The sequence below is a fragment of the Pseudomonas sp. FG13 genome (assembly GCF_057809755.1).
This window is the reverse complement of record NZ_JBMDKO010000033.1, coordinates 38,166-60,204: the sequence shown is the minus strand read 5'-3', so window position 1 is coordinate 60,204 and position 22,039 is coordinate 38,166. Positions and strand designations below refer to the sequence as shown.

Sequence of the window (22,039 nt, the reverse complement as noted above, 5' to 3'; positions counted from 1 at the left end):
GTGTTGGCTGACCCGCCGCCATCGCGAGCAGGCTCGCTCCCACATTTGATGTGTAGGACCTGCTACCAACGCACCCCCTCCACCGCTTCGAAAGTAGCATTCGAACCCACGGCACCCCGTGCATTAATGACCTTGCCGGAATCGCCCGGTACAAGAAGAGGAAAGACCCATGTGGACTAAACCCGCGTACACCGACCTGCGTATCGGCTTCGAAGTGACGATGTACTTCGCCAATCGATAAGCGTCGGCCCGGCCTGAGGCGTTCAGGCCGGGCTACCCTTTGGTCTGATTGCATTAACGGCGGGATGCTTTAGGCTCTGGGTATCCAACACAATAAGAACAGGCTTACCAATGAGCCATGTACCCGAAAAGATGAGCCTCAGTCCGCTGCGCAAGTTCGTTTCTCCTGAAATCATGTTCGGTGCCGGTTGCCGGCACAATGTCGGTAATTACGCCCAGACCTTCGGCGCGCGAAAGGTGTTGGTGGTCACCGATCCAGGCGTCATCGCCGCCGGTTGGGTGGGTGATGTCGAGGCCAGCCTCCAGGCCCTGGGGATCGATTACTGCATCTACAGTGGCGTTTCGCCCAATCCCCGTGTCGAGGAAGTGATGCTCGGTGCCGAGCTGTACCGGGAAAACCACTGTGACGTCATCGTCGCTGTCGGTGGCGGCAGTCCCATGGACTGCGGCAAAGCCATCGGGATCGTGGTCGCCCATGGCCGCAACATTCTCGAATTCGAAGGCGTCGACACCCTGCACGTGCCCAGCCCACCGCTGATCCTGATCCCCACCACAGCCGGGACCTCGGCCGATGTTTCGCAGTTCGTGATCATCTCCAACCAGCAGGAGCGCATGAAGTTTTCCATCGTCAGCAAGGCCGCCGTGCCGGATGTCTCGCTGATCGACCCGGAAACCACCCTGAGCATGGACCCGTTTCTGTCGGCCTGTACCGGCATCGACGCGCTGGTGCATGCTATCGAGGCCTTCGTCTCCACCGGCCACGGCCCGCTCACCGACCCCCACGCGCTGGAGGCGATGCGGCTGATCAACAGCAACCTGGTGCAGATGATTGCCAACCCGGCGGATGTCGCCCTGCGGGAAAAGATCATGCTCGGCAGCATGCAGGCCGGGCTGGCGTTCTCCAATGCCATTCTCGGTGCCGTGCACGCCATGTCCCACAGCCTGGGGGGCTTCCTGGACCTGCCTCATGGGTTGTGCAACGCGGTGTTGGTGGAGCATGTGGTGGCGTTCAACTACAACTCGGCGCCGGACCGTTTCAAGGTGATCGCCGAAACGTTGGGGATCGACTGCCGTGGATTGAATCATCGGCAGATCCGCACGCGATTGGTGGAACACCTGATCGCGCTCAAGCGCACCATCGGTTTCCACGAAACACTGGGACTGCATGGCGTGAGCACTTCGGATATTCCTTTCCTGTCCCAGCACGCGATGCATGATCCGTGCATTCTCACCAACCCTCGGGAGTCGAGCCAGCGGGATGTCGAGGTCGTCTATGGCGAAGCCCTCTGACGAACAGCAAAAAGCCCTGGCCGGGCTGCTGGGGTTGGGCAACCATTCGACGCGCAAGAGCCATTATCCCGAACTGGCGGCGCGCCTCGAAGACCTGGAGCTGGCCCGCCAGCGCCTGCAACAACTCAACGATCAGTTGGAGCAGCGGGTAGCCGAACGCACCGATGAGCTATTGGAAGCCAATCACAACCTCCAGCAGCAGATCGCCCAGCGCAAGCTCGTCGAGCAGCAGTTGCGCGACGCCCGCGACGCCGCCCAGGCCGCCAACCGCAGCAAGGACAAGTACCTGGCCGCCGCCAGCCATGACCTGCTCCAGCCGCTCAACGCCGCGCGCCTGCTGATTGCCACGCTGCGCGAGCGCCAGTTGCCGAACCCCGAGCAGGTCCTGGTGGAACGCACTCACCAGGCCTTGGAGGGCGCGGAAGACCTGCTCACCGACCTGCTGGACATTTCCCGGCTGGACCAGGCTGCGGTTCGCCCGGACGTTGCGTCCTATCGGCTGGACGAGTTGCTGGCGCCGTTGGTTTCCGAGTTTCAATCGGTGGCGGGCGCCGCGGGACTGGCGCTGCGCGCGCGCTTCGGTGATGAAGTGGTCATGACCGACCTGCGTCTGCTGACGCGGATCTTGCGCAATCTGCTCAGCAACGCCTGCCGCTACACGGACCACGGCGGCATTCTCCTGGCCGCCAGGCGCCGGGGAGGGCGCCTGAGCCTGGAGGTCTGGGACACGGGACGCGGCATTGCCGCCGACTGCCTGGAATCGATTTTTCTCGAGTTCAACCAGCTGGACGTGGGCCGGGCGGCGGATCGCAAAGGCGTGGGGTTGGGATTGGCGATCGTCGAGCGCATCGCCCATATTCTCGGCTATCGGGTCCAGGTGCGTTCCCGGCCAGGACGCGGCTCGGTGTTCAGCATCGAAGTGCCGCTGTCGGATGAAAAACCGTTGCCGTTGTCCGAGACGCCCGTCCAGGCGATGACCGGCAACCCGTTGCCCGGACGCCGGCTGCTGGTGATCGACAATGAACTCAGCATCCTGCAAAGCATGGCTGCGTTGCTGGGGCAGTGGGGCTGCGACGTGCTGACCGCCACCGACGAAGCGGCTGCTATCGACGTGCTGCAAGGCCAAGCACCGGAACTGATCCTGGCGGATTTCCACCTGGATCACGGGGTGGTCGGCTGCGAAGTGGTCAAGCACCTGCGTGAGCATTTCCAGCAGACCATCCCGGCGGTGATCATCACCGCCGACCGCAGCGACCAGTGCCGTCGTGCCCTGCGCAAACTGAATGCGCCGCTGCTCAACAAACCGGTCAAGCCGGGCAAGTTGCGGGCGGTGTTGAGCCAGTTGCTGGGCTAGCCTCCACCGCAACCTCCTCTGTGGGAGCGAGCCTGCTCGCGATAGCGGTGGGTCAGCTTGCATTGATGTTGAATGTGCCGCCGTCATCGTCGGATCGCCGCCCGGAGCAGGCTCGCTCCCACAGGGTTTTGCAAGTAACCCTCAAATATTTTCGAGCTGAAGACCGCCATCAAAACGCCGCCATTTGGTCGGCGTTTTCACCCCGAATGTAAAAAGAGGCTTCGGTCTGGTTATTTCATTATGTAAACTCCCCCCGCTGCGACAATCGGGCACGGCCACGCCAGCCCCGATCAAGACCGTTTTGCAGTGTCCCTCACCCAGCTGAAGCCAAGACCTACAAGAAGTCAGTGCCGGAGAGACATAAACCGAGGCCGCTGTATTGCGCGGCCCTGTAGGTCCATCCTCCAGTCCATTCGAACCCGTCACGCTGGCGTTGCCGGCCATAGGCGTGGTCTATCCTTGAACAGACCGGAGGGCGGAATGGCGTTCCATCCTAGGGATACACACATGTTGAAGAAAACACACACGGCGCTACTGGGCCTGGCGATGGCGATGGGTCTTGCGACCACGCACGCCGCCGAGGCAAAAAAAGTGGACGTCCTGCTCATCGGTGGGGGCATCATGAGCTCGACACTCGGCGTCTGGCTCAATGAGCTGGAGCCGGGCTGGACCATGGAAATGGTCGAGCGCCTGGACGGTGTTGCCGAAGAAAGTTCGAATGGCTGGAACAATGCCGGTACCGGTCACTCCGCGCTGGCCGAGCTGAACTACACGCCGGAAGACAAGGACGGCAAGGTCGAGATCGCCAAGGCCATCGAGATCAACGAAGCCTTCCAGATCTCCCGTCAGTTCTGGTCCTGGCAGGTCAAGAACGGCGTGCTGAAGAACCCGCGCTCGTTCATCAACTCCACGCCGCACATGAGCTTCCTGTGGGGCGACGACAACATCGCTTTCCTGAAGAAGCGCTACGAAGCCCTTCAGGCCAGCCCGTTGTTCGCCGGTATGCAGTACTCCGAAGACCCCGCGCAGATCAGCAAGTGGGTTCCGCTGATGATGCAAGGGCGTGATCCGAGCCAGAAAGTCGCAGCCACCTGGAGTCCACTGGGTACCGACGTGAACTTTGGCGAAATCACCCGCCAGTTTGCCGCCTATCTGCAAACCAAGCCGAACTTCTCGCTGAAACTGTCCAGCGAAGTGGAAGACATCACCCGCAATGAAGACGGCACCTGGCGCGTTTCCTACAAGAACTTGAAGGACGGTACCGAAACCGAGACCGACGCCAAGTTCGTGTTCATCGGCGCCGGCGGCGGTGCTCTGCATCTGCTGCAGAAGTCCGATATTCCGGAAGCCCGCGAATACGCTGGCTTCCCGGTGGGTGGTTCGTTCCTGGTGACCGAGAACCCGACCGTCGCCCAACTGCACCTGGCGAAGGCCTACGGCAAGGCTTCGGTTGGCGCGCCACCGATGTCGGTTCCGCACCTGGACACCCGCGTGCTCGATGGCAAGCGTGTGATCCTGTTTGGCCCGTTCGCGACGTTCTCCACCAAGTTCCTGAAGAACGGTTCGTACTTCGACCTGCTGACCAGCACCACGACCCACAACGTCTGGCCGATGACCAAGGTCGGTATCGAACAGTACCCACTGGTCGAATACCTGGCCGGCCAGCTGATGCTGTCGGACGAAGACCGTTTCAATGCACTGAAGGAATACTTCCCGGAAGCCAAGCAGGAAGACTGGCGCCTGTGGCAGGCCGGCCAGCGCGTGCAGATCATCAAGCGTGACGAAGAGAAGGGCGGCGTGCTGAAACTCGGTACTGAAGTGGTTGCTTCCCAGGACGGCAGCATCGCCGGCCTGCTGGGTGCCTCGCCAGGTGCTTCGACCGCCGCACCGATCATGCTGAGCGTGCTGGAGAAGGTCTTCAAGGACAAGGTCGCCAGCCCGGCCTGGCAGGAGAAGCTGCACCAGATCGTGCCAAGCTACGGCACCAAGCTCAACGACAGCCCTGAGCGCGTGGCTCAGGAATGGGCTTACACCAGCGAGGTCCTGCAACTGGATCCGCCACCGGCGATCGGCAAGCCAGGTACCCCGGCGGCACCGGCCAAGCCGGCAGCCAAAAACGACGGCAACCCAGCGGCCGACATGGCGCTGTAAACCGGACATTGTCTGGTGCTGTACAAGAACGCCGCTCATTGAGCGGCGTTTTTTATGCTGGGGTCAGCGGTGAGGCGCGGGCGCGGGCGTGTCTCGGAAGCGCCGGTCAAAATCCTCCGCCAATTGCGCCAGGGTAATGCTGCCCAAACGCTTGAGCAGCAACGCCTGGGCCTCATCGAAGGCATCCGTCAACGCGCCGTTCACCGCCTGTTCCACCAGGCACTGCGGGTGGTCGGTGGACAAGCCGATGGAGAAAATCGAGGTACTGCCCAAGGCCTGGTGGATGTCGAGCAAGGTCATCTCCGACAGAGGCTTGCTCAGGGTCCAGCCGCCCCGATGGCCTTTTTCCGAGGTGACATAGCCCTGTTCCTTGAGCAATGCCATGGTCCTGCGCACCACCACCGGGTTGGTGCCCAACATCTGGGCGATGGTGTCCGAGGTGGCGGATTGCTGGTGGCGGTCCATGTGGATCAGGACGTGGAGCATGCGCGATAGGCGGGTGTCGGTTCTCATGATGGCGTTTTCTGTGGCTTCGGCTGCGAGTATCGCCTGTAATGGCAAAAGTTACGAGATCGTTGACAGGTGCTTTTCAAGGAACTTACGATGTGTCGAGACTTTCATCCCGTCGACCCTTCCCTTGGAGATCGATCATGCGCTACGACGTCATCATCGCAGGCGGCAGTTACGCCGGTATGTCCGCAGGGCTTCAACTGGCCCGTGCCCGGCGCAACGTGCTGGTGATCGACGCCGGCCAGCGTCGCAACCGGTTCGCCGCAACCTCCCATGGCTTTCTTGGCCAGGACGGCCGGGCGCCCGGTGACATCGCCGATGACGCCCGAGCCCAGCTCATGGCCTATTCCACCGTGGAATGGCGCTCGGACACTGCCATCAGCGCCGTTCCCGAGGCGGGTGGTTTCACCCTGGAGACTGCCCAGGGCCAATCCTACAGCGCCCGGCGCCTGCTATTGGCCACGGGGGTCATCGATGATCTGCCGACGGTGGACGGGTTGGCGGAGCGCTGGGGTAAAAGCGTCTTCCATTGCCCCTACTGCCACGGTTATGAACTGCAGCAAGGTCCTATTGGCGTGTTGGCAACGTCAGAAATGTCGCTGCACCATGCGCTGATGCTCCCGGATTGGGGGCCTACCACGTTCTTTCTCAATGGCGCGTTCGAGCCCGACCCGGAACAGCGGGCCAGTCTTGAGCAGCGGGGGGTGACCCTGGTGTCGGAACGTGTCGAACGGATAGAGGGGGAGCGGGCCAGTGTCGTTCTGGCAAATGGCCGAGTGGTGGCGATCGACGGACTGTTTGTCTTGCCGCATACCCGCGTGGCTGGCTCGCTGGCCGCGTCCCTTGGCTGCGAGCTGGAAGACGGTCCACTCGGGGCCTTTATCCAGACTGACCTGACCCGCGAAACCAGCGTACCGGGGGTGTTTGCCTGCGGCGATGCGGCGATGCCATTCGGGTCGGTCGCGCTGTCCGTGGGCGATGGAGTGAGGGCCGGGTCGGGGGTGCATCGGTCGTTGATATTTGCGAAGGAGTAAGTCCGGGGGCCGTTGCGCGGCCCCTCTAGCACGCTATTGAGTGCCGAACATGGCGGTCCAGTAGATGCCCGCATCGCTCTTCGGGTCCACGGCATAACCGGCGCCCAGCTCGCGGAACTGCGGGTTCATCAGGTTGGCGCAGTGTCCTGGGCTCGCTAGCCAACCGTCCACCACCTTCAGGGCCGTGTCCTGCCCGGCGGCAATGTTCTCGCCGATCAATTGGCCGAGATAGCCGGCGAGTTCGGCGCGGTCGCCCGGCATGCGGCCATCGCGGTCCTTGTGGTCGAAGAAATTGTTGTTCGCCATGGCCCGGGTGTGGTTCACGGCGGCGAGGGCCAGGGTGGCGTTCCAGGCAAGTGGTGTGGTCGCGGCGAAGGCCTCGCTCCCGCACCGGCGCGGCTGGGCCCGGGCGCTATTGATCAGCTTCAGCAGCTTCTGGCCTTCGCCCTGCCAGTCCGCAAGGCGACCCGACAACAAGGGGCGCGCCAGCACAATGCGCCATTCGCGATCCAGCCGGCTGACGCCGATGTCGACAAACTGTGGGTCCAGCACCACTTGGCAAAAGCTTTCCTGTACGGCTTTCATCGCCGCTTGTGCGTCGCGGGGGCCGGACAGGCTGATGGCCTGCACGTTGACCATCGGATAGGCCGCGCGTGCCAGCGCTTGCTGCAGATCGCCAATGCCGTTGGCCGACAGGATCAACCGCGAGTCCATCGCCAGCGGCGGCAACTCCAGGGAGGCCTGGCCCGAGCAGCTTTGGGATTGGCTGCGATACAGATTGATGGACTCGACCAGTTTCGTCTCTTCGGTCGCCACGGCTCCGACGGTGAACGCCAGCCCCAGCGACAGCACGGCCAGGCGCAGGATGGATGAAATGGCACGCATGTAAATCTCCCTTGAGCGGACGGCGCCTATGATGCGCAATTTTTGCCCCGCTGGGGCAACGGTATTCACGCTCTTTTAAAATCCCGGGACAGTACCGTCTGGTACCGTTTGGGACAATCCTCATGTAGTGGGATCAGTTTTCTGCCGAATAAGTCCATGATTGTCATTTCAAAGCCATAAAATCTGAAGTATCGCCTAGCGCCAGGTGGGGGTGCCTCGAAGATCAACGGAGCCCGTCATGTTGAAAGTGATCGAGCAGCAGGCCAGCGCATCGCTGCGCCAGCGGATGGAAGAGGCCGGGTGCGCCTTTGAATTCATCGTGCTCGCCCCGGAGGTTGGTGAGGTGATCACCCCGGTACATCACCGCCAGGCCGTGGATCAATTATTCCTCGCCATCAGGCATCTGTGGCTGGAGCGACATCGCCAGATGATCCTCGATCCTCGCTATGCCGATACCGCGCCTCCCGGCATGAGCTGGGACTTGGACAAGGCCCGAGCCAAGCCGCTGGACCGGCAGGAGGTCGCGCAACTTATGCGAACCGACAGGGAGGCGCACAATCCACCGCCTTTTGCCTTGTATGAGGCCTTTTGCGAGCCGCCTTACGGCACCCGCTTCGGCGATGGTCAGTTACAAGCGCTGTTCAGGGAGTGGCTCGGCCTGCTCGGGCTTGAGGCGGGCGTCGAGGTGGAAGTACTGAACTGGGTCGACAATTTCAACCTCGACTGGCTGGCCAGCGACGAGCCCGATCCCGCCCGGGACCCCTGGAGTGATTATTTCGACGACGGCCTGGAGTGGTGGGGCGTGTGGTGCCTCAGCATCTGGAACCCCCGACGCCGGACACTCAGCGTGCTAGCGGCCAGCACCACGGATTGAGACAGTCAACGCGCCGCCTGCACCCCACCCAGCGGCACCGCGCGAACCATCACGCTGATTGCCGCCAACGCCGCGATCAACAACCCCGGCGACGTCGCCAGTAACACCCCCGTGGTCCCGGCCCCGGCCGCCAGGATCTGCCCGGCAGCCAGGGGGCCAGCGACCGAGCCCAGTCGGCCGATGGCAACTGCCGCACCGACGCCGGTGGCACGTACGGCCGTCGGATAAGAGGGCGGCGCCAAGGCGTACAGCACCAACTGTGCGGCCATGACAAACAGGCCGGCGCAGAATCCGGCGACGGCCATCGGTACGATACCGACCGACAAGCCGACCCCGGCCAGGGCACTCAACAACCCGGCATAGACGAACAGCACCACCTTGATCCCGTTGCAGCGGTCCAGCAACAGGCCGCCGAGCAACGAGCCGAGGGTTCCGCCGATGTTGAACAGCATCTGTACCAGCCCGGCCTGGGGCTTGCTGAAGCCCTGTTCCAGCAGCAGCGACGGCAGCCAGTTGAGCAGCATGTACATGACTGTCAGGGTGAAGAAATAACTCAGCCAGAGCGCGAGGGTGGTACGGGCCCGACCGTCACCGAACAACGCCTGTCCAGTCGAGGTACGCGCCTCGGCGCCGACATCCTGCGTCTGGCGAAAGGCGCTGGATTCCGGCAGCCACAGCAGCATCAGCGGCACCACCAGCAATGGTGCCAGGCCACCGATGAAGAACGTCATCTGCCAGTGTTCACCGAACAGCATCGCGACCACTGCCGCCAACGCGCCCCCCAGCGGCACACCCGCATACATCACGCTGATGGCCGTGCCCCGTCGCTGTTCACCCACGGCCTCGGCGCACAGGGCGATGAGGTTGGGCAGGGCGGCGCCAAGCCCAAGGCCGGTCATGAAACGCACCAGCAGCAAGCTGGCGTACTGCTCGACATAAGCGGTGCTGAGGGAAAACACACCGAACACCAGCACGGCGCCGACAAGGATCTTCTTGCGGCCGATGCGATCTGCGATCCAGCCCCCGAAGAAGGCCCCGGGCAGCAGCCCGATGATGCCCGCACTGAACACCCAGCCCATCATTTTCGGGTCTAGCACGAAGGTCTGCCGCAGGCCGGCAGCCGCGGTACCGGCCGATTGCAGGTCGAAACCTTCGATCAGCGCAACGATGAAACACAAGGCGATGGTCAGCGTCGCACGACGCGCCGGATGATTCATGACAAGTCCTCTTATTGTTTTTGTCAGGGGCCCGACTCTCAGCCAGCCGGTAAGCTGAATCAGATTAACAAAGCTAACTAAAAAATGAATCGTGTCGAACTGGTGCGGTATTTTTCAGGTATTACTAACAAAATCAGTAAGTTGAATATTGATTTTAGAAAAACAGTAAAAATGGTTAATGATATTAATGTTCGATTATCGGTCATTTCGGATTGACGGGGAGGGCGCTCGGTTTCCATTCTTCTGTTCCGTGTCCTCATCCAGCTGTGGGGACCGCAGAAAAACAACAACAATAAAAAGGACTTTCGAACATGCCGAACCTTGTCCGGGGTGCTTGTGCAGCAGCCCCCTTTACACGTCTCGCTCATCTGCTGGTCCTGGGGCTGGGCCTATCCTCGACCACTGCGTGGGCCGCGGGCTTCATCGACGACAGCCATGGCACCTTGACCCTGCGCAACTACTACATGGACCGCGATTACAAGGATGACGGTGCCAAGACGGCGGCCAGGGAATGGGCCCAGGGGGTGATCATGAACATGGAGTCGGGCTTCACCCCCGGTGCCTTCGGTGTCGGCGTGGATGCCCGGGGATTGCTGGGGATCAAGCTCGACTCTTCGCCCGATCGCAGCGGCACCGAACTGCTGCCGGTGTCCAGCAGCGACAAGCGCGCGGCGGACGAGTATTCACGCCTGGCGCTGACTGGCAAGCTGCGCTTCGGCCAGACCCTCGTGAAGACCGGCGATGTGTCGATTTTCCTGCCGTTTGCGTTCGCCAGCCCGTCACGGTTGCTGCCGCAGACCTTCCGCGGCACGACCCTCAGTTCCAAGGACATCGAGGGGCTGACGCTGAACACCGGCTACATCGATCGCATCAACCGACGCGACTCCACCGATTACCAGCCGATGAGCATCGCGTCACCCAATCGCCGTTTCAACGGTGCGGCCACTGCCTCCCACATGGCGTATGTCGGCGGTGATTACCAGATCACCAAAGACCTCGGCCTGCGCGCCTATCACGCCGAAGTGGCGGACCTGTATCAGCAGGACACCCTGGCGTTGCTGCATAACCTGACCCTGGGCGACGGCGTGTTGACCACGGACCTGCGCAGTTTCTTCAGCCGTGAAGACGGTGCCGCCAAGGCCGGCAAGGTGGACAACCGCAATGTCTCGGCGCTGGTCGGCTATCGCTGGGGCGGTCATCGGGTCAGCCTGGGCTACATGCACGCCAGCGGCGATACCGCCACGCCCTACGTGTCCGGCACCGAGTTGATGGGGTTGAGCGAGATGACCATGAGTTCGGATTTCCTCAATGCCCGGGAGCGCACCTGGCAGGCGATCCATGACTACGACTTCGCCGCGGTCGGCGTGCCCGGGTTGAGGACGCGCTTGCGCTATGTACGCGGTGACCACATTGACCTGGCCGCCCTCGGTGCCGATGACCGCAAGGAGCGCGAGTTCCAGATGGAGCTGGGGTACGTGATCCAGAGCGGCCCGCTGAAGGATGTCGGGTTGCTTGCGCGCAAGTCGATCTATCGCAATGATTTTCCGGGCAGCGCGGCGTTTCGCGATGAAAACCAGACACGGTTCCTGGTGACGTACAGCGTGCCCATTTGGTAACAGTCAAACTTTCTTGTGGTGAGAATATCTGTGGGAGCAAAGCTTGCTCGCGAAACAGGCGCCTCGATTTCTGACAGACCGCGTCGCCCTTGTCGCGGGCAAGCCTTGCTCCCACACCTCCATCACCACAAAAGCATCCTGCTACTGATAGACCTTCTTCAACAACCGCAACAATTCTTCCCGCTCCGCACCGGAGAGGGCGGCCGTGGAGTCAAGGTCGCTCTGGGCGGCGATCTGCTTGAGTTCCTTGAGCAGGGTTTCGCCGGTCTTGCTCAGGAATATCCCATAGGAGCGTTTGTCCGGCTTGCAGCGCACCCGCACGGCCAGCGCCCGGCTTTCCAGCTTGTTCAACAGCGGCACCACTTGTGGCGGTTCGATCGCCAGGGCCTTGGCCAGGTCGGCCTGCATCAGGCCCGGATTCTGGTCGATGATCGCCAGCGCCGAGAACTGGGCCGGCCGCAGGTCATGAACGGCCAGTTGACTGATGAGGTTCTGGAACAGTTTCAGCTGGGCGCGACGCAGGGCGTAACCGATCAGGTCATCCAGCGCGGAGTCCAGCGGCGCCGGCACGTCGCCGCCGTCAGTTGCGCTCCCGGCGGGTTCGGCAAGCTTGGAAGACTTGGCCATCGAAAAAAGCATCCTCAAGGTTAATTATTAACAAGGCTATCCAGTTTGCCGAGGTTATGCCGCGATGGCTATGGTCGATTGCGAATTCATTGATCTAAGGCTTCATTTTTGTGAACGAAAAAACCTGGGTAAACCGATTAATAGTTAATTGACATAACTAGTTTTGCGGTTTAGCTTTTGTTCATCTTCAGCCAAAGAACAAGAGAGCACGTGTCATGAGCAATTACGAAGGTCGTTGGACAACGGTCAAAGTCGACGTCGAGGAAGGCATTGCCTGGGTCACCCTCAATCGCCCGGAAAAACGCAATGCCATGAGCCCGACCCTCAACCGCGAGATGATCGACGTGCTGGAAACCCTGGAGCAGGATCCGGCGGCCGGCGTACTCGTGTTGACCGGAGCCGGTGATGCCTGGACCGCCGGCATGGACCTCAAGGAGTATTTCCGTGAGGTGGACGCCGGACCGGAAATCCTCCAGGAGAAGATCCGTCGCGAAGCCTCGCAGTGGCAGTGGAAACTGCTGCGCATGTACGCCAAGCCGACCATTGCCATGGTCAACGGCTGGTGCTTCGGTGGTGGTTTCAGCCCGCTGGTGGCATGCGACCTGGCGATCTGCGCCGACGAAGCCACGTTCGGCCTGTCGGAAATCAACTGGGGCATCCCGCCTGGCAACCTCGTCAGCAAGGCCATGGCCGATACCGTGGGGCATCGCCAGTCGCTGTACTACATCATGACCGGCAAGACCTTCGGTGGGCAGAAGGCCGCCGAAATGGGCCTGGTCAACGAAAGCGTACCCCTGGCGCAACTGCGTGAGGTCACGATAGAGCTGGCGCGCAACCTGCTGGAGAAGAACCCGGTGGTACTACGGGCGGCCAAGCACGGCTTCAAGCGTTGCCGCGAACTGACCTGGGAGCAGAACGAAGACTACCTGTACGCCAAGCTCGACCAGTCGCGCCTGCTGGACAAAGAGGGCGGTCGCGAACAAGGGATGAAGCAGTTCCTCGACGACAAGAGCATCAAGCCGGGCCTGCAGGCCTACAAGCGCTGAGACGCAGGCGCAGCGGGTGGCTCCAGAAGCGCCCGCAGGCTGTTCGTCAAAGGCCCTTGGCGCTACCGTGAACGTATTCCCGATAAAGACAATAAAGAGGAATCACCATGCTGGACGTGCCCCTGTTGATCGGCGGCCAGTCGTGCCCCGCCCGTGACGGTCGGACTTTCGAGCGTTGCAATCCGGTGACTGGAGAAGTGGTGTCCCGTGTGGCCGCCGCCACGGTGGAAGACGCCGACGCGGCCGTGGCCGCCGCGCATGCCGCGTTTCCCGCCTGGGCCGCGCTGGCCCCCAACGAACGTCGCAGCCGTCTGCTGCGGGCGGCCGAGCAGTTGCAGGCCCGCAGCGCTGAGTTCATCGCCGCCGCCGGCGAAACCGGCGCCATGGCCAACTGGTATGGCTTCAATGTGCACCTGGCGGCGAACATGCTGCGCGAAGCCGCCGCCATGACCACTCAGATCAACGGCGAAATCATTCCTTCGGACGTGCCCGGCAGTTTTGCCATGGCCCTGCGCCAGCCCTGCGGCGTGGTGCTGGGCATTGCACCATGGAATGCCCCGGTGATTCTCGCCACCCGCGCGATCGCCATGCCCCTGGCCTGCGGCAACACCGTGGTGCTCAAGGCGTCGGAGATCAGCCCGGCGGTGCACCGCTTGATCGGCCAGGTGCTGCAGGACGCCGGGTTGGGTGATGGTGTGGTCAACGTGATCTGCAATGCGCCTGCGGACGCTGCGGTGATCGTTGAGCGACTGATCGCTAACCCGGCGGTGCGCCGCGTCAACTTCACCGGTTCGACCCACGTCGGACGTATCGTAGGCGAGTTATCGGCCCGTCACCTCAAGCCGGCGCTGTTGGAACTGGGCGGCAAGGCGCCGTTTCTCGTACTGGACGACGCCGACCTGGACGCCGCGGTGGAAGCGGCTGCCTTCGGGGCGTACTTCAACCAGGGCCAGATCTGCATGTCCACCGAGCGACTGATCGTGGACACGAGCGTGGCCGATGCCTTCGTTTCCCGGTTGAAGGCGAAGATCGCCACCTTGCGTGCCGGTGACCCCGCCAGCGGTGATTCGGTACTGGGCTCGCTGGTCGACGTCAGTGCCGGCCAGCGCATCAAGGGCATGATCGACGATGCCCTGGCCAAAGGCGCCACGCTGGTGGCGGGCGGCCAGTTGGAGGGCAGCATTCTGCAACCGACCCTGCTCGATGGGGTGACGCCGGACATGCGCCTGTACCGTGAAGAGTCCTTTGGTCCGGTGGCGGTGTTGTTGCGCGGCAGCGGTGACGAAGCCTTGCTCCGCCTGGCCAACGATTCCGAATTCGGCCTGTCGGCGGCCATTTTCAGCCGCGACACCAGCCGGGCACTGGCCTTGGCCCAACGGATCGAATCGGGCATCTGCCATATCAACGGTCCGACCGTGCACGACGAGGCGCAGATGCCCTTCGGCGGAGTCAAGTCCAGTGGTTACGGCAGCTTCGGCGGCAAGGCGTCCATCGAGCATTTCACCCAGTTGCGTTGGGTGACCTTGCAGAACGGTCCCCGGCACTACCCGATCTGATATCCATCGCATTGCGGGTGGCGGTGCCTCGAAAACCGCCGCCCGATGCAGGCCAGACATAACAATAACAAGGTCGCAGCCAGACGCTGCCACACTCCACTCGCATCGCGGGACCCGAGTGTGCCTTGGTGGAGGAAATGTACGTGAGTTCCGAGTTCAGATCGTCCTCCCAACCCGGCTCCGGGCTCTACCGCCAGGTGTCGATTGGTCACCCTGCGGTTGAGGTCAGTGAGGAGCAGGGCATCTTGCACATGCGCTCCCTGGAAGCCCTGGCCCCATTGCCGGCGCGCTTGCTCGACCGGCTGGTGCATTGGGCCCAGGTGCGCCCACAACAGACCTTTATCGCTGCCCGGCAGAGCGGGGGTGACTGGCGTCGGGTCAGCTACGCCGAAATGCTCGACAGCGTCCGCGCCATTGCCCAGGGCCTGCTGGCTTATGGATTGTCTGCCGACAAACCCCTGGCCCTGCTTTCGGGCAACGACATCGAACACCTGCAGATGGCCCTCGGGGCGATGTATGCCGGCATTCCCTATTGTCCGGTGTCGCCGGCCTATTCGTTGTTGTCCCAGGATTTTGCCAAGCTGCGGCATGTCTGCGACCTGCTGCAGCCGGGGCTGGTGTTCGTCAGCCAGGCGGCGCCGTTTGAACGTGCAGTCAATGCGGTATTGCCGGCGAATGTGCCGTTGATCACGGTGGATGGCGAGATGGCGGGGCGCTCCCGGGCAAGCTTCGCCAGCCTGTTGGCGCAACCCGGCGGTGCCGAGGCCGAGCATGCCTTTGCCGCTACGGGCCCCGACAGTATCGCCAAGTTTCTCTTCACCTCGGGTTCCACCAAACTGCCCAAGGCCGTGGTCACCACCCAGCGCATGCTCTGTGCCAACCAGCAGATGCTGTTGCAGACCTTTCCGGTGTTCGGCGAAGCACCGCCGGTGCTGGTGGACTGGTTGCCGTGGAACCACACCTTTGGCGGCAGTCACAACGTTGGCATCGTGTTGTACAACGGCGGGACGTTTTACCTGGATGACGGCAAGCCCACCGCCCAGGGATTCGCCGAAACCTTGCGCAACCTCAAGGAGATTTCGCCGACTGCCTACCTGACCGTGCCCAAGGGCTGGGAGGAGCTGGTCAGCGCCCTGGAGCGCGATGGCGAGTTGCGCGAGCGCTTCTTCAAGCGCGTCAGCCTGTTTTTCTTTGCCGCCGCCGGCCTGTCGCAGAGCACCTGGGACCGGCTCGACAAAGTGGCCGAGCAGCATTGCGGCGAACGGATCCGCATGATGGCCGGGCTGGGGATGACCGAAGCGTCTCCGTCCTGCACCTTTACCACCGGACCGTTGTCCATGGCCGGCTACATCGGCCTGCCGGCGCCGGGTTGCGAAGTGCGATTGGTGCCGGTGGACGGCAAGTTCGAAGGCCGCTTTCGCGGGCCGCACATCATGCCCGGCTACTGGCGCTCGCCGCAGCAGACGGCCGAGGTGTTCGACGAGGACGGGTTCTATTGCTCGGGCGATGCGATCAAGTTGGCCGATCCGGCCAATCCGCAACTGGGGTTGATGTTCGACGGGCGGATTGCCGAGGACTTCAAGCTGTCCTCCGGCGTGTTCGTCAGCGTCGGGCCGTTGCGCAACCGTGCGGTGCTGGAAGGCACGCCCTACGTCCAGGACCTGGTGGTGACCGCGCCGGATCGCGAATGCCTGGGCGCCCTGGTATTCCCGCGGCTTCCCGAATGCCGACGCCTGTCGGGCCTGCCCGCGGACGCCAGCGATGCCCAGGTACTCGCCAGCGCCCCGGTCCGTCGTTGGTTCGCCGACTGGCTGCAACGCCTCAACCACGGGGCCAGCGGCAATGCCAGCCGAGTCGAGTGGATCGCCTTGCTCGATGAACCGGCGTCCATCGACCGCGGCGAAATCACCGACAAGGGCTCCATCAACCAGCGGGCGGTGTTGCAATGGCGGGCGGCGAAAGTCGAAGCGCTATACCGCGGCGAAGATGAGTCGATCCTGCGGGCAACAGTCGCTTAAGCACACACGCAAAACCTGTGGGAGCGGGCTTGCTCGCGAAAGCGCATGGTCAGTCAACATTCAAGTGACTGATACGACGCCTTCGCGAGCAAGCCCGCTCCCACAATGGATCTGCGACGTACGCAGCGCTTGCATACACCAACAACCCCTGTGGGAGCGAGCCTGCTCGCGATGGCGGATTATCAGTCAACGCTGCAGTGGCTGACCCAGCGCCCTCGCGAGCAGGCTCGCTCCCACGGGGTTTTGCTTTTACTATGGCGGTCTCTTTTCCCTGGAAGTACCCCGGATGAGTAAGCCCGGCCAAACGGTGCTGGTTGCGTTGCGCAGAATGATTGCCTCTGGCGAGCTGGCGGCCGGTGAGCGGTTGATGGAGATTCCCACGGCGCAACGGTTCGGCGTGTCGCGAATGCCGGTTCGCATGGCGTTCAGGACGCTGGAGCAGGAGGGGTTGCTGGTGCGCTTCGGCGGGCGTGGGTTCCAGGTGCGTTCGGTCAGCGCCGAGGACATTGCCGGCGCGGTGGAAGTGCGCGGTGTGCTGGAAGGCCTGGCCGCGCGCCAGACCGCCGAACGAGGCCTCGACGCAGAGGCCCGCGCCATCCTCGAACAATGCCTGGTGCAGGGCGACGAACTGTTCGCCAAGGGCTACGTGACCGAGGAAGACCTGGAGGTCTATCACGACCTCAACATGCGCTTTCACCAGGTGATCGTCGAGGGCAGCCACAATCCGGCCATTGCCGATGCGCTGGCTCGCAACGATCATCTGCCATTCGCCTCAGTCACCGCCCTGGCGGTGGATCGGCAGAACATGGCCGGCGAGTATCGGCGCTTCAACTATGCCCACATGCAACACCACTCGGTGTTCGACGCGCTGATCCATCGCCAGGGCGCGCGGGCCGAGGCGATCATGCGCGAACATGCCAACGCCACCTTGCGCTACGCCGAGGTGTTCGGCTCGACCTTGGCGGATGAGCGGATGAAGGTGATCTTGCGTTCCGAGTGAATACCATTGTGGGAGCGAGCCTGCTCGCGATGGCGGTGTATCAGTTACAGGTCTTTCACTGATCCAGCGCCATCGCGAGCAGGCTCGCTCCCACAGGGATAGGGTAGGCTGGGGGACTAGAGGTCCAGCACCAGCAACGGCGTCTTCGATCTGGAACAGCACGGCGTGAACTGGTCGTTGCAAGCCTGCTCGGCCTCGGTCAGGAACATGTCGCGATGTTCCGGCTCGCCTTCCAGTACGCGGGTCAGGCAGGTGCCGCAGACGCCTTGCTCGCAGGAGATCGGAATCTCGATGCCATGGCTTTCCAGCACCTGCACGACGCTGCGGTCCTTGGGCACTTCGAACACTTGGCCGCTGCTGGCCAGCTTCACGGCAAAGCTGCCGTCGGCGCGGGTATCGGTGGGGGCGGCGGCGAAGTATTCGCGGTGCAGGCAGGCGTCCTGCCAGCCCTGGGCCCTGGCGGTGTCCAGCACATGTTGCATGAACCCGCCGGGGCCGCAGACATAGAGGTGCACGTCTTCGCTGGGCGACGCCAGCACCCGAGCAGTATCCAGTGCGGTCTCGGGCGCTTCGTCGAAATGCAGGAACACCCGATCGGCATACGGAGCCTGACCCAGGCGCTCAACGAAGGCGGCCCGCTCCAGGGACCTGGCGCAATAATGCAATTCGAACATCGCGCCACTCTGCGCAAGGTGCTCGGCCATGGCCAGGATCGGCGTGATGCCGATACCTCCGGCGAACAGCAGATGGCGCCGGGCCTGGAGGGCGAGGGGGAACAGATTGCGCGGTTCGCTGATGAACAACCGCGCGCCGGGCAGGATCTGCTCGTGCAGGCTGCTTGAGCCGCCCCGCGACGCTGGATCCTTGAGCACGCCGATGAGATAACGGTGCCGTTCTTCGGGGTGGTTGCACAGCGAATACTGCCGAATCACGCCACCCGGCAAATGCACATCGATATGGGCACCGGCCGTGAAGGCGGGCAAAGGCTGGCCGTCGACACGGGTCAGCTCGTAGCTGCAAATGTCCAGGGCTTCGTTGTGCCGCGCCGCGACCTGAACTTCGATCATGGCCGTTGCTCCGCGGGTTGTGGCTGATGGGTACTGGCAATCAACCCCGCCTGGGACTCGCGCTCACGGGCGATCCAGCGTTCCAGCACCCGACGCGACTGCACGCCACCGGCATCGATGTTGAGCTTGAGCAGGTTGCGTTGCGGATGGTCCAGCAGGTTGCGTTGCTGGCGCTCGAGCATCTCCAGGTCTTCGCTGAAAATCTTGCCCTGGCCTTCGCGAATGCTCGCGGTCAGGGCTTCGTCCTTGGGCTGGAAATGCCGGGCCATGCCCCAGAAATACCAGATGGACGTTTCGGTTTCCGGCGTAATGAAATCCACCACGATGCTCGACGCCTTGAACTGCGGCGCGGCGTGATAGCCGCCGTTGCCGGCATGGGCCACGCCGACTTCGATCATGACATGGCTGGGCGGGGTGAAGCGGCAGATCTGCCAGCGGTCCACCGGTACGTCGTCGGCCAGGTTGTTACCACGCAGGGCCATGCGCCAGAACGGTGGGGCCATGATGTTTTCCATGTGCCGGGCGGTGATGACCTCGTCGCCTTCGACCGTGGTCACCGGTGGCGCCTCGTCGATCTCCTTCTGGCCGATGCTCGAGGCATGCACATAGGTCTCGTGGGTCAGGTCCATCAGGTTGTCGATCATCAGGCGGTAGTCGCACTGAATGTGGAACAGGCCGCCGCCATAGGCCCATTCTTCGTTTTCCGCCCATTCCAGAGGATGGATCAGTGCCGGGTCGGCCAAGGCCTGGTCGCCGGGCCAGACCCAGATGAATCCGTGGCGTTCCTGTACGGCAAAGGTCTTGTTGCAAGGAAATCCGCGCACCCGTTGCCCTGGCATCTCGACCGTCTTGCCATCGCAGCCCATCACCAGACCGTGGTAACCACACACCAGGTTGCCGTTCTCGACGTAGCCCAAGGAAAGCGGGGCGCCGCGGTGGGGGCAGAAGTCCTCGACAGCGGCGACCTTGCCTTCATGGCCACGGTAGAAAACCATTTTCTCGCCGCAGATCTGACGACCCAGGGGCTTCTCGGCGATTTCCTCGGGGGTGCAGGCAACGTACCAGGCGTTCTTGGGATACATGACGGGTCTCCAGGTGGTTTTGTTTTTCTATGGATCCATTAAGTCTCTTAACTAGTTTTGTTGTCAACGTATTATCGACGAATTGAGGGGGATTTCATTTTTAATGGATCCATTGGTGTTGTCGCTCGACGAGCAGGATTTCGCACGGGTTGGCTCGAACTGGCGCCAAGGACATACTGCGACACGGGTTCTTGCGTGGCACATCGGAGTGATTCATGAAAACCAAGGCAGTCCTCACTGAACAAGATGTTGCACAGTTGTTGGTAGCAGCCAAGGAGCTGGCGCATCAGCGCCAGTGGGCCGTATCGGTCTGTGTGGTGGACGATGGCGGCCATCCCCTTGGCCTGTTGCGGTTGGACGGTGCCTCGCCGTTGTCGGCCTACATCGCCACGGAAAAGGCCCGCACCGCCGCTATGGGCCGGCGTGACAGCAAGTTTTTCGAAGACATGATCAATGAAGGTCGCTACGCCTTCCTCAGTGCGCCACATCTGCATGGCATGCTCGAAGGCGGTGTGAGCATTCGCCATGATGGACAGTGCATCGGGGCCATCGGCGTATCCGGGGTCAAGTCCGAGCAGGACGCCGAACTGGCGCGACTGGCGCTGGAAGCGGTGTTGCCGGCCCTGGTTCCTGATCCTTGATCGGAGTGGGGAGCGCCAGTGTGTCCAATGTGGGAGCGAGCCTGCTCGCGATAGCGGTCTATCAGTCGACCCTGCAGTGGCTGAACTCCGTCATCGCGAGCAGGCTCGCTCCCACAGGGATCTGCGCAGGGTCTTCAGAATTCGCTGCACAAATCTTCCAGACAGGCCTCGCGCTGAGCAGTTAATCTGCTCAAACGGATAAATCGAACAGGATTACCCATGACCTCGCGCAACTGGATCGATCTCAAGCAGGACGCCACGTCCGGTATCGAGACCGTGCGCGCGCATTTTGAAGGGCATGCCTACGATCCCCATTGGCATGATGCGTACCTGGTCGGCGTGACCGAGGAGGGTGTACAGCAGTTCCATTGCCGCCGCCAGCAGCACAACAGCACGCCGGGCAAGGTTTTCCTGCTGGAACCTGGAGAACTCCATGACGGGCATGCGCCCCAGGTCGGCGGTTTTACCTATCGCACCTTATACCTGGAGCCCCATTGGCTGGAGCGAGAGTTGCGCTCGTTGTTCGACGTCGCGCCAGACAACGCACAGCTGGGGTTCGCCGCCACCCTGGCCGACGATGCACGCTTGGCGAACGCGACGGCCCTGGCGTTCCAGAGCCTGCACGACCAGGAAATCCGCATCGTCCGCCAGACGGCACTCGACACTCTGTTGGCCAACCTGACCCAGCACTTGCACTGGCGGGCGCGGATCAACCCCGACCCACGCCTGCCGTTGGTTGCGCAGCAGGCTCGCGATTATCTGCACAGCCACCTGAACGAAGACATCGGCCTGGATGATCTGGCGCGGGTCACCGGCGTCGATCGGTTCCGTCTGACCCGTGCGTTCAAGGCAGCGTTCGGCCTGGCCCCCCACGCTTATCTGATCCAGTTGCGATTGGCCAGGGCACGACGTCTGCTGGCCCGCGGCGAGAGCGCTGTGGCCGTGGCGGCCCAGCTCGGGTTTGCCGACCAGAGTCACCTGGGCCGCTGGTTCCAGCGCGCCTATCGCTTGAGCCCGGCGGACTACCGCAAGCGCTGCTCAATTGTTCCAGACTGAGCCCGGTCCACGGGGGAGGATAAGGTTAATCCTTCACCGAGAAATTGCTCCATGGACCAGTTACTGCCGTTTGCCTTGTTCGCGTTTGTCGCCTCCATCACCCCCGGCCCGACCAATATCCTGGTGTTGAGCCACAGCTCGCGCTTTGGCCTGCCGACCACCGTCCCGATCATCCTCGGGGCCTGTGCCGCGGCGGCTTTGCTGGTGTTGCTGGTGGGCACGGGGCTGGGGGACGTGCTGGCCCGCCACGCGACGATTCAAACGGCACTGTCCTGGGCCGGCATCGCCTGGCTGAGCTGGATGGCCTGGCAGATTTTCAGCGCGCCGGCCCAGGCCATCGATCCCGACCAGCCCGTCGAGGGACCGAGGCTCGGTCTGGTCGGGGCGGCCGGCTTGCAGTTGGTGAACCCGAAGACCTGGATGATGGCGCTGGCGGTGGTCAGCGTGTTTGCCGGCGCCGAAGCCGACCGTACCGTGCGGGTCCTGTGGCTGTCCCTGGCATTTTTTGCGATCTCGATTCCCTGCATGACCGTCTGGGCTTACCTGGGCCTCGGTGCTGCCAGGTTCTGCCGTTCCGCCGTGGCGATGGGACGGTTCAATCGGACCATGGCGCTGTTGCTGCTGGCCTCGGCGTGGCTGACCTTGCTGGTGTGAGGGGAGGTGACCTCCGTGGCTACCAAAGCCCGCAACCCCTTGCAACGGTTGCGCGGTTTTAAAAAACGGCCATTTCTTGGAGCATCGGGTTCGCGCCGGTTGAGCGCATCTCGATTGCCAA

20 protein-coding genes are annotated in these 22,039 nt (G+C 62.5%); 14 read left to right on the top strand and 6 right to left on the bottom strand.

Annotated features, from left to right (window positions below; all coding sequences use genetic code 11):
* Positions 1-169: 169 nt before the first annotated feature.
* From pqqA to mqo, 4 genes are all read left to right on the top strand, one after another.
* Positions 170-241, top strand: coding sequence for a pyrroloquinoline quinone precursor peptide PqqA (gene pqqA, locus ACODTO_RS21915; protein ID WP_003243383.1), 72 nt, complete (start codon positions 170-172; stop codon positions 239-241).
* Positions 242-372: 131 nt separating this feature from the next.
* Entirely contained in the window at positions 373-1,530 is a 1,158-nt protein-coding gene (gene ercA / locus ACODTO_RS21910; RefSeq protein WP_139643671.1) for an alcohol dehydrogenase-like regulatory protein ErcA, read from the top strand.
* Positions 1,514-2,884, top strand: a complete 1,371-nt coding sequence (locus tag ACODTO_RS21905) for a hybrid sensor histidine kinase/response regulator (protein WP_139643226.1) — start codon at positions 1,514-1,516, stop codon at positions 2,882-2,884. Before ercA ends, ACODTO_RS21905 begins: the two co-directional genes overlap by 17 nt.
* A 507-nt stretch (positions 2,885-3,391) precedes the next feature.
* A complete protein-coding gene (mqo, locus tag ACODTO_RS21900) occupies positions 3,392-5,035 on the top strand; it encodes a malate dehydrogenase (quinone) (RefSeq protein ID WP_139643224.1) in 1,644 nt (547 codons plus the stop codon).
* Between the two features lie 63 nt (positions 5,036-5,098).
* Here mqo and ACODTO_RS21895 read toward each other — a convergent pair whose 3' ends face one another.
* Positions 5,099-5,548 carry an Rrf2 family transcriptional regulator gene (locus tag ACODTO_RS21895; protein ID WP_175384974.1) on the bottom strand — a complete coding sequence of 150 codons (450 nt, stop codon included), beginning with the start codon at positions 5,546-5,548 and terminating at the stop codon, positions 5,099-5,101.
* Between the two features lie 137 nt (positions 5,549-5,685).
* Between ACODTO_RS21895 and ACODTO_RS21890 the strand changes: the two genes are divergently transcribed.
* On the top strand, positions 5,686-6,579 hold the full coding sequence (locus ACODTO_RS21890; RefSeq protein ID WP_489107036.1) for an NAD(P)/FAD-dependent oxidoreductase: 894 nt from the start codon (positions 5,686-5,688) through the stop codon (positions 6,577-6,579).
* Between the two features lie 33 nt (positions 6,580-6,612).
* Here ACODTO_RS21890 and ACODTO_RS21885 read toward each other — a convergent pair whose 3' ends face one another.
* Positions 6,613-7,464: a CAP domain-containing protein gene (locus ACODTO_RS21885; RefSeq protein ID WP_139643216.1), complete on the bottom strand. Its 852-nt coding sequence runs from the start codon at positions 7,462-7,464 to the stop codon at positions 6,613-6,615.
* Between the two features lie 238 nt (positions 7,465-7,702).
* Between ACODTO_RS21885 and ACODTO_RS21880 the strand changes: the two genes are divergently transcribed.
* Positions 7,703-8,338: a hypothetical protein gene (locus ACODTO_RS21880; protein WP_139643213.1), complete on the top strand. Its 636-nt coding sequence runs from the start codon at positions 7,703-7,705 to the stop codon at positions 8,336-8,338.
* A 5-nt stretch (positions 8,339-8,343) separates the two neighbouring features.
* On the opposite strand, the gene mhpT is transcribed toward ACODTO_RS21880, so the two are convergent.
* Positions 8,344-9,555, bottom strand: coding sequence for a 3-(3-hydroxy-phenyl)propionate transporter MhpT (gene mhpT, locus ACODTO_RS21875; RefSeq protein ID WP_139643210.1), 1,212 nt, complete (start codon positions 9,553-9,555; stop codon positions 8,344-8,346).
* A 311-nt stretch (positions 9,556-9,866) separates the two neighbouring features.
* Here mhpT and ACODTO_RS21870 point away from each other — a divergent pair, with 311 nt between their 5' ends.
* Positions 9,867-11,171 (top strand): OprD family porin, encoded by a 1,305-nt coding sequence (locus ACODTO_RS21870; protein WP_175384977.1) that lies wholly within the window; start codon positions 9,867-9,869, stop codon positions 11,169-11,171.
* A 141-nt stretch (positions 11,172-11,312) separates the two neighbouring features.
* Here ACODTO_RS21870 and ACODTO_RS21865 read toward each other — a convergent pair whose 3' ends face one another.
* Complete coding sequence (locus ACODTO_RS21865) at positions 11,313-11,798, bottom strand: MarR family winged helix-turn-helix transcriptional regulator (protein ID WP_139643205.1); 486 nt, start codon at positions 11,796-11,798, stop codon at positions 11,313-11,315.
* A gap of 215 nt (positions 11,799-12,013) precedes the next feature.
* On the opposite strand from ACODTO_RS21865, the gene ACODTO_RS21860 reads away from it, so the two are divergent.
* From ACODTO_RS21860 to ACODTO_RS21845, 4 genes are all read left to right on the top strand, one after another.
* Positions 12,014-12,844: a p-hydroxycinnamoyl CoA hydratase/lyase gene (locus tag ACODTO_RS21860; protein ID WP_024777695.1), complete on the top strand. Its 831-nt coding sequence runs from the start codon at positions 12,014-12,016 to the stop codon at positions 12,842-12,844.
* 107 nt (positions 12,845-12,951) lie between these two features.
* A complete protein-coding gene (locus tag ACODTO_RS21855; RefSeq protein WP_464709029.1) occupies positions 12,952-14,400 on the top strand; it encodes an aldehyde dehydrogenase in 1,449 nt (482 codons plus the stop codon).
* 143 nt (positions 14,401-14,543) lie between these two features.
* Positions 14,544-16,418: a feruloyl-CoA synthase gene (locus ACODTO_RS21850; RefSeq protein ID WP_489107038.1), complete on the top strand. Its 1,875-nt coding sequence runs from the start codon at positions 14,544-14,546 to the stop codon at positions 16,416-16,418.
* A 286-nt stretch (positions 16,419-16,704) separates the two neighbouring features.
* Complete coding sequence (locus ACODTO_RS21845) at positions 16,705-17,418, top strand: GntR family transcriptional regulator (RefSeq protein ID WP_139643199.1); 714 nt, start codon at positions 16,705-16,707, stop codon at positions 17,416-17,418.
* A 116-nt stretch (positions 17,419-17,534) separates the two neighbouring features.
* Here the strand turns inward: ACODTO_RS21845 and ACODTO_RS21840 are convergent, their stop codons facing one another.
* Together ACODTO_RS21840 and ACODTO_RS21835 are read right to left on the bottom strand one after the other, a co-directional pair.
* Positions 17,535-18,485 (bottom strand): PDR/VanB family oxidoreductase, encoded by a 951-nt coding sequence (locus tag ACODTO_RS21840; RefSeq protein ID WP_489107035.1) that lies wholly within the window; start codon positions 18,483-18,485, stop codon positions 17,535-17,537.
* Positions 18,482-19,567: an aromatic ring-hydroxylating dioxygenase subunit alpha gene (locus ACODTO_RS21835; RefSeq protein WP_139643193.1), complete on the bottom strand. Its 1,086-nt coding sequence runs from the start codon at positions 19,565-19,567 to the stop codon at positions 18,482-18,484. Before ACODTO_RS21835 ends, ACODTO_RS21840 begins: the two co-directional genes overlap by 4 nt.
* Positions 19,568-19,782: 215 nt before the next feature.
* Between ACODTO_RS21835 and ACODTO_RS21830 the strand changes: the two genes are divergently transcribed.
* From ACODTO_RS21830 to ACODTO_RS21820, 3 genes are all read left to right on the top strand, one after another.
* Positions 19,783-20,208 carry a GlcG/HbpS family heme-binding protein gene (locus ACODTO_RS21830; RefSeq protein ID WP_139643191.1) on the top strand — a complete coding sequence of 142 codons (426 nt, stop codon included), beginning with the start codon at positions 19,783-19,785 and terminating at the stop codon, positions 20,206-20,208.
* Positions 20,209-20,427: 219 nt separating this feature from the next.
* A complete protein-coding gene (locus ACODTO_RS21825) occupies positions 20,428-21,264 on the top strand; it encodes an AraC family transcriptional regulator (protein WP_139643189.1) in 837 nt (278 codons plus the stop codon).
* Positions 21,265-21,315: 51 nt separating this feature from the next.
* A complete protein-coding gene (locus ACODTO_RS21820; RefSeq protein ID WP_041024012.1) occupies positions 21,316-21,918 on the top strand; it encodes a LysE family translocator in 603 nt (200 codons plus the stop codon).
* Positions 21,919-22,039: the final 121 nt, after the last annotated feature.

Bases quoted from the DNA above. Each gene is read 5' to 3' on its own strand.
- ACODTO_RS21880 (WP_139643213.1), top strand. From the start codon at position 7,703: ATGTTGAAAGTGATCGAGCAGCAGGCCAGCGCATCGCTGCGCCAGCGG.
- ACODTO_RS21890 (WP_489107036.1), top strand. From the start codon at position 5,686: ATGCGCTACGACGTCATCATCGCAGGCGGCAGTTACGCCGGTATGTCC.
- mqo (WP_139643224.1), top strand. From the start codon at position 3,392: ATGTTGAAGAAAACACACACGGCGCTACTGGGCCTGGCGATGGCGATG.
- ACODTO_RS21840 (WP_489107035.1), bottom strand. From the start codon at position 18,485: ATGATCGAAGTTCAGGTCGCGGCGCGGCACAACGAAGCCCTGGACATT.
- ACODTO_RS21860 (WP_024777695.1), top strand. From the start codon at position 12,014: ATGAGCAATTACGAAGGTCGTTGGACAACGGTCAAAGTCGACGTCGAG.
- ACODTO_RS21870 (WP_175384977.1), top strand. From the start codon at position 9,867: ATGCCGAACCTTGTCCGGGGTGCTTGTGCAGCAGCCCCCTTTACACGT.
- ACODTO_RS21845 (WP_139643199.1), top strand. From the start codon at position 16,705: ATGAGTAAGCCCGGCCAAACGGTGCTGGTTGCGTTGCGCAGAATGATT.
- ACODTO_RS21830 (WP_139643191.1), top strand. From the start codon at position 19,783: ATGAAAACCAAGGCAGTCCTCACTGAACAAGATGTTGCACAGTTGTTG.
- ACODTO_RS21820 (WP_041024012.1), top strand. From the start codon at position 21,316: ATGGACCAGTTACTGCCGTTTGCCTTGTTCGCGTTTGTCGCCTCCATC.
- ACODTO_RS21855 (WP_464709029.1), top strand. From the start codon at position 12,952: ATGCTGGACGTGCCCCTGTTGATCGGCGGCCAGTCGTGCCCCGCCCGT.
- ercA (WP_139643671.1), top strand. From the start codon at position 373: ATGAGCCTCAGTCCGCTGCGCAAGTTCGTTTCTCCTGAAATCATGTTC.
- ACODTO_RS21905 (WP_139643226.1), top strand. From the start codon at position 1,514: ATGGCGAAGCCCTCTGACGAACAGCAAAAAGCCCTGGCCGGGCTGCTG.
- ACODTO_RS21885 (WP_139643216.1), bottom strand. From the start codon at position 7,464: ATGCGTGCCATTTCATCCATCCTGCGCCTGGCCGTGCTGTCGCTGGGG.
- ACODTO_RS21865 (WP_139643205.1), bottom strand. From the start codon at position 11,798: ATGGCCAAGTCTTCCAAGCTTGCCGAACCCGCCGGGAGCGCAACTGAC.
- ACODTO_RS21835 (WP_139643193.1), bottom strand. From the start codon at position 19,567: ATGTATCCCAAGAACGCCTGGTACGTTGCCTGCACCCCCGAGGAAATC.
- ACODTO_RS21825 (WP_139643189.1), top strand. From the start codon at position 20,428: ATGACCTCGCGCAACTGGATCGATCTCAAGCAGGACGCCACGTCCGGT.
- mhpT (WP_139643210.1), bottom strand. From the start codon at position 9,555: ATGAATCATCCGGCGCGTCGTGCGACGCTGACCATCGCCTTGTGTTTC.
- ACODTO_RS21895 (WP_175384974.1), bottom strand. From the start codon at position 5,548: ATGAGAACCGACACCCGCCTATCGCGCATGCTCCACGTCCTGATCCAC.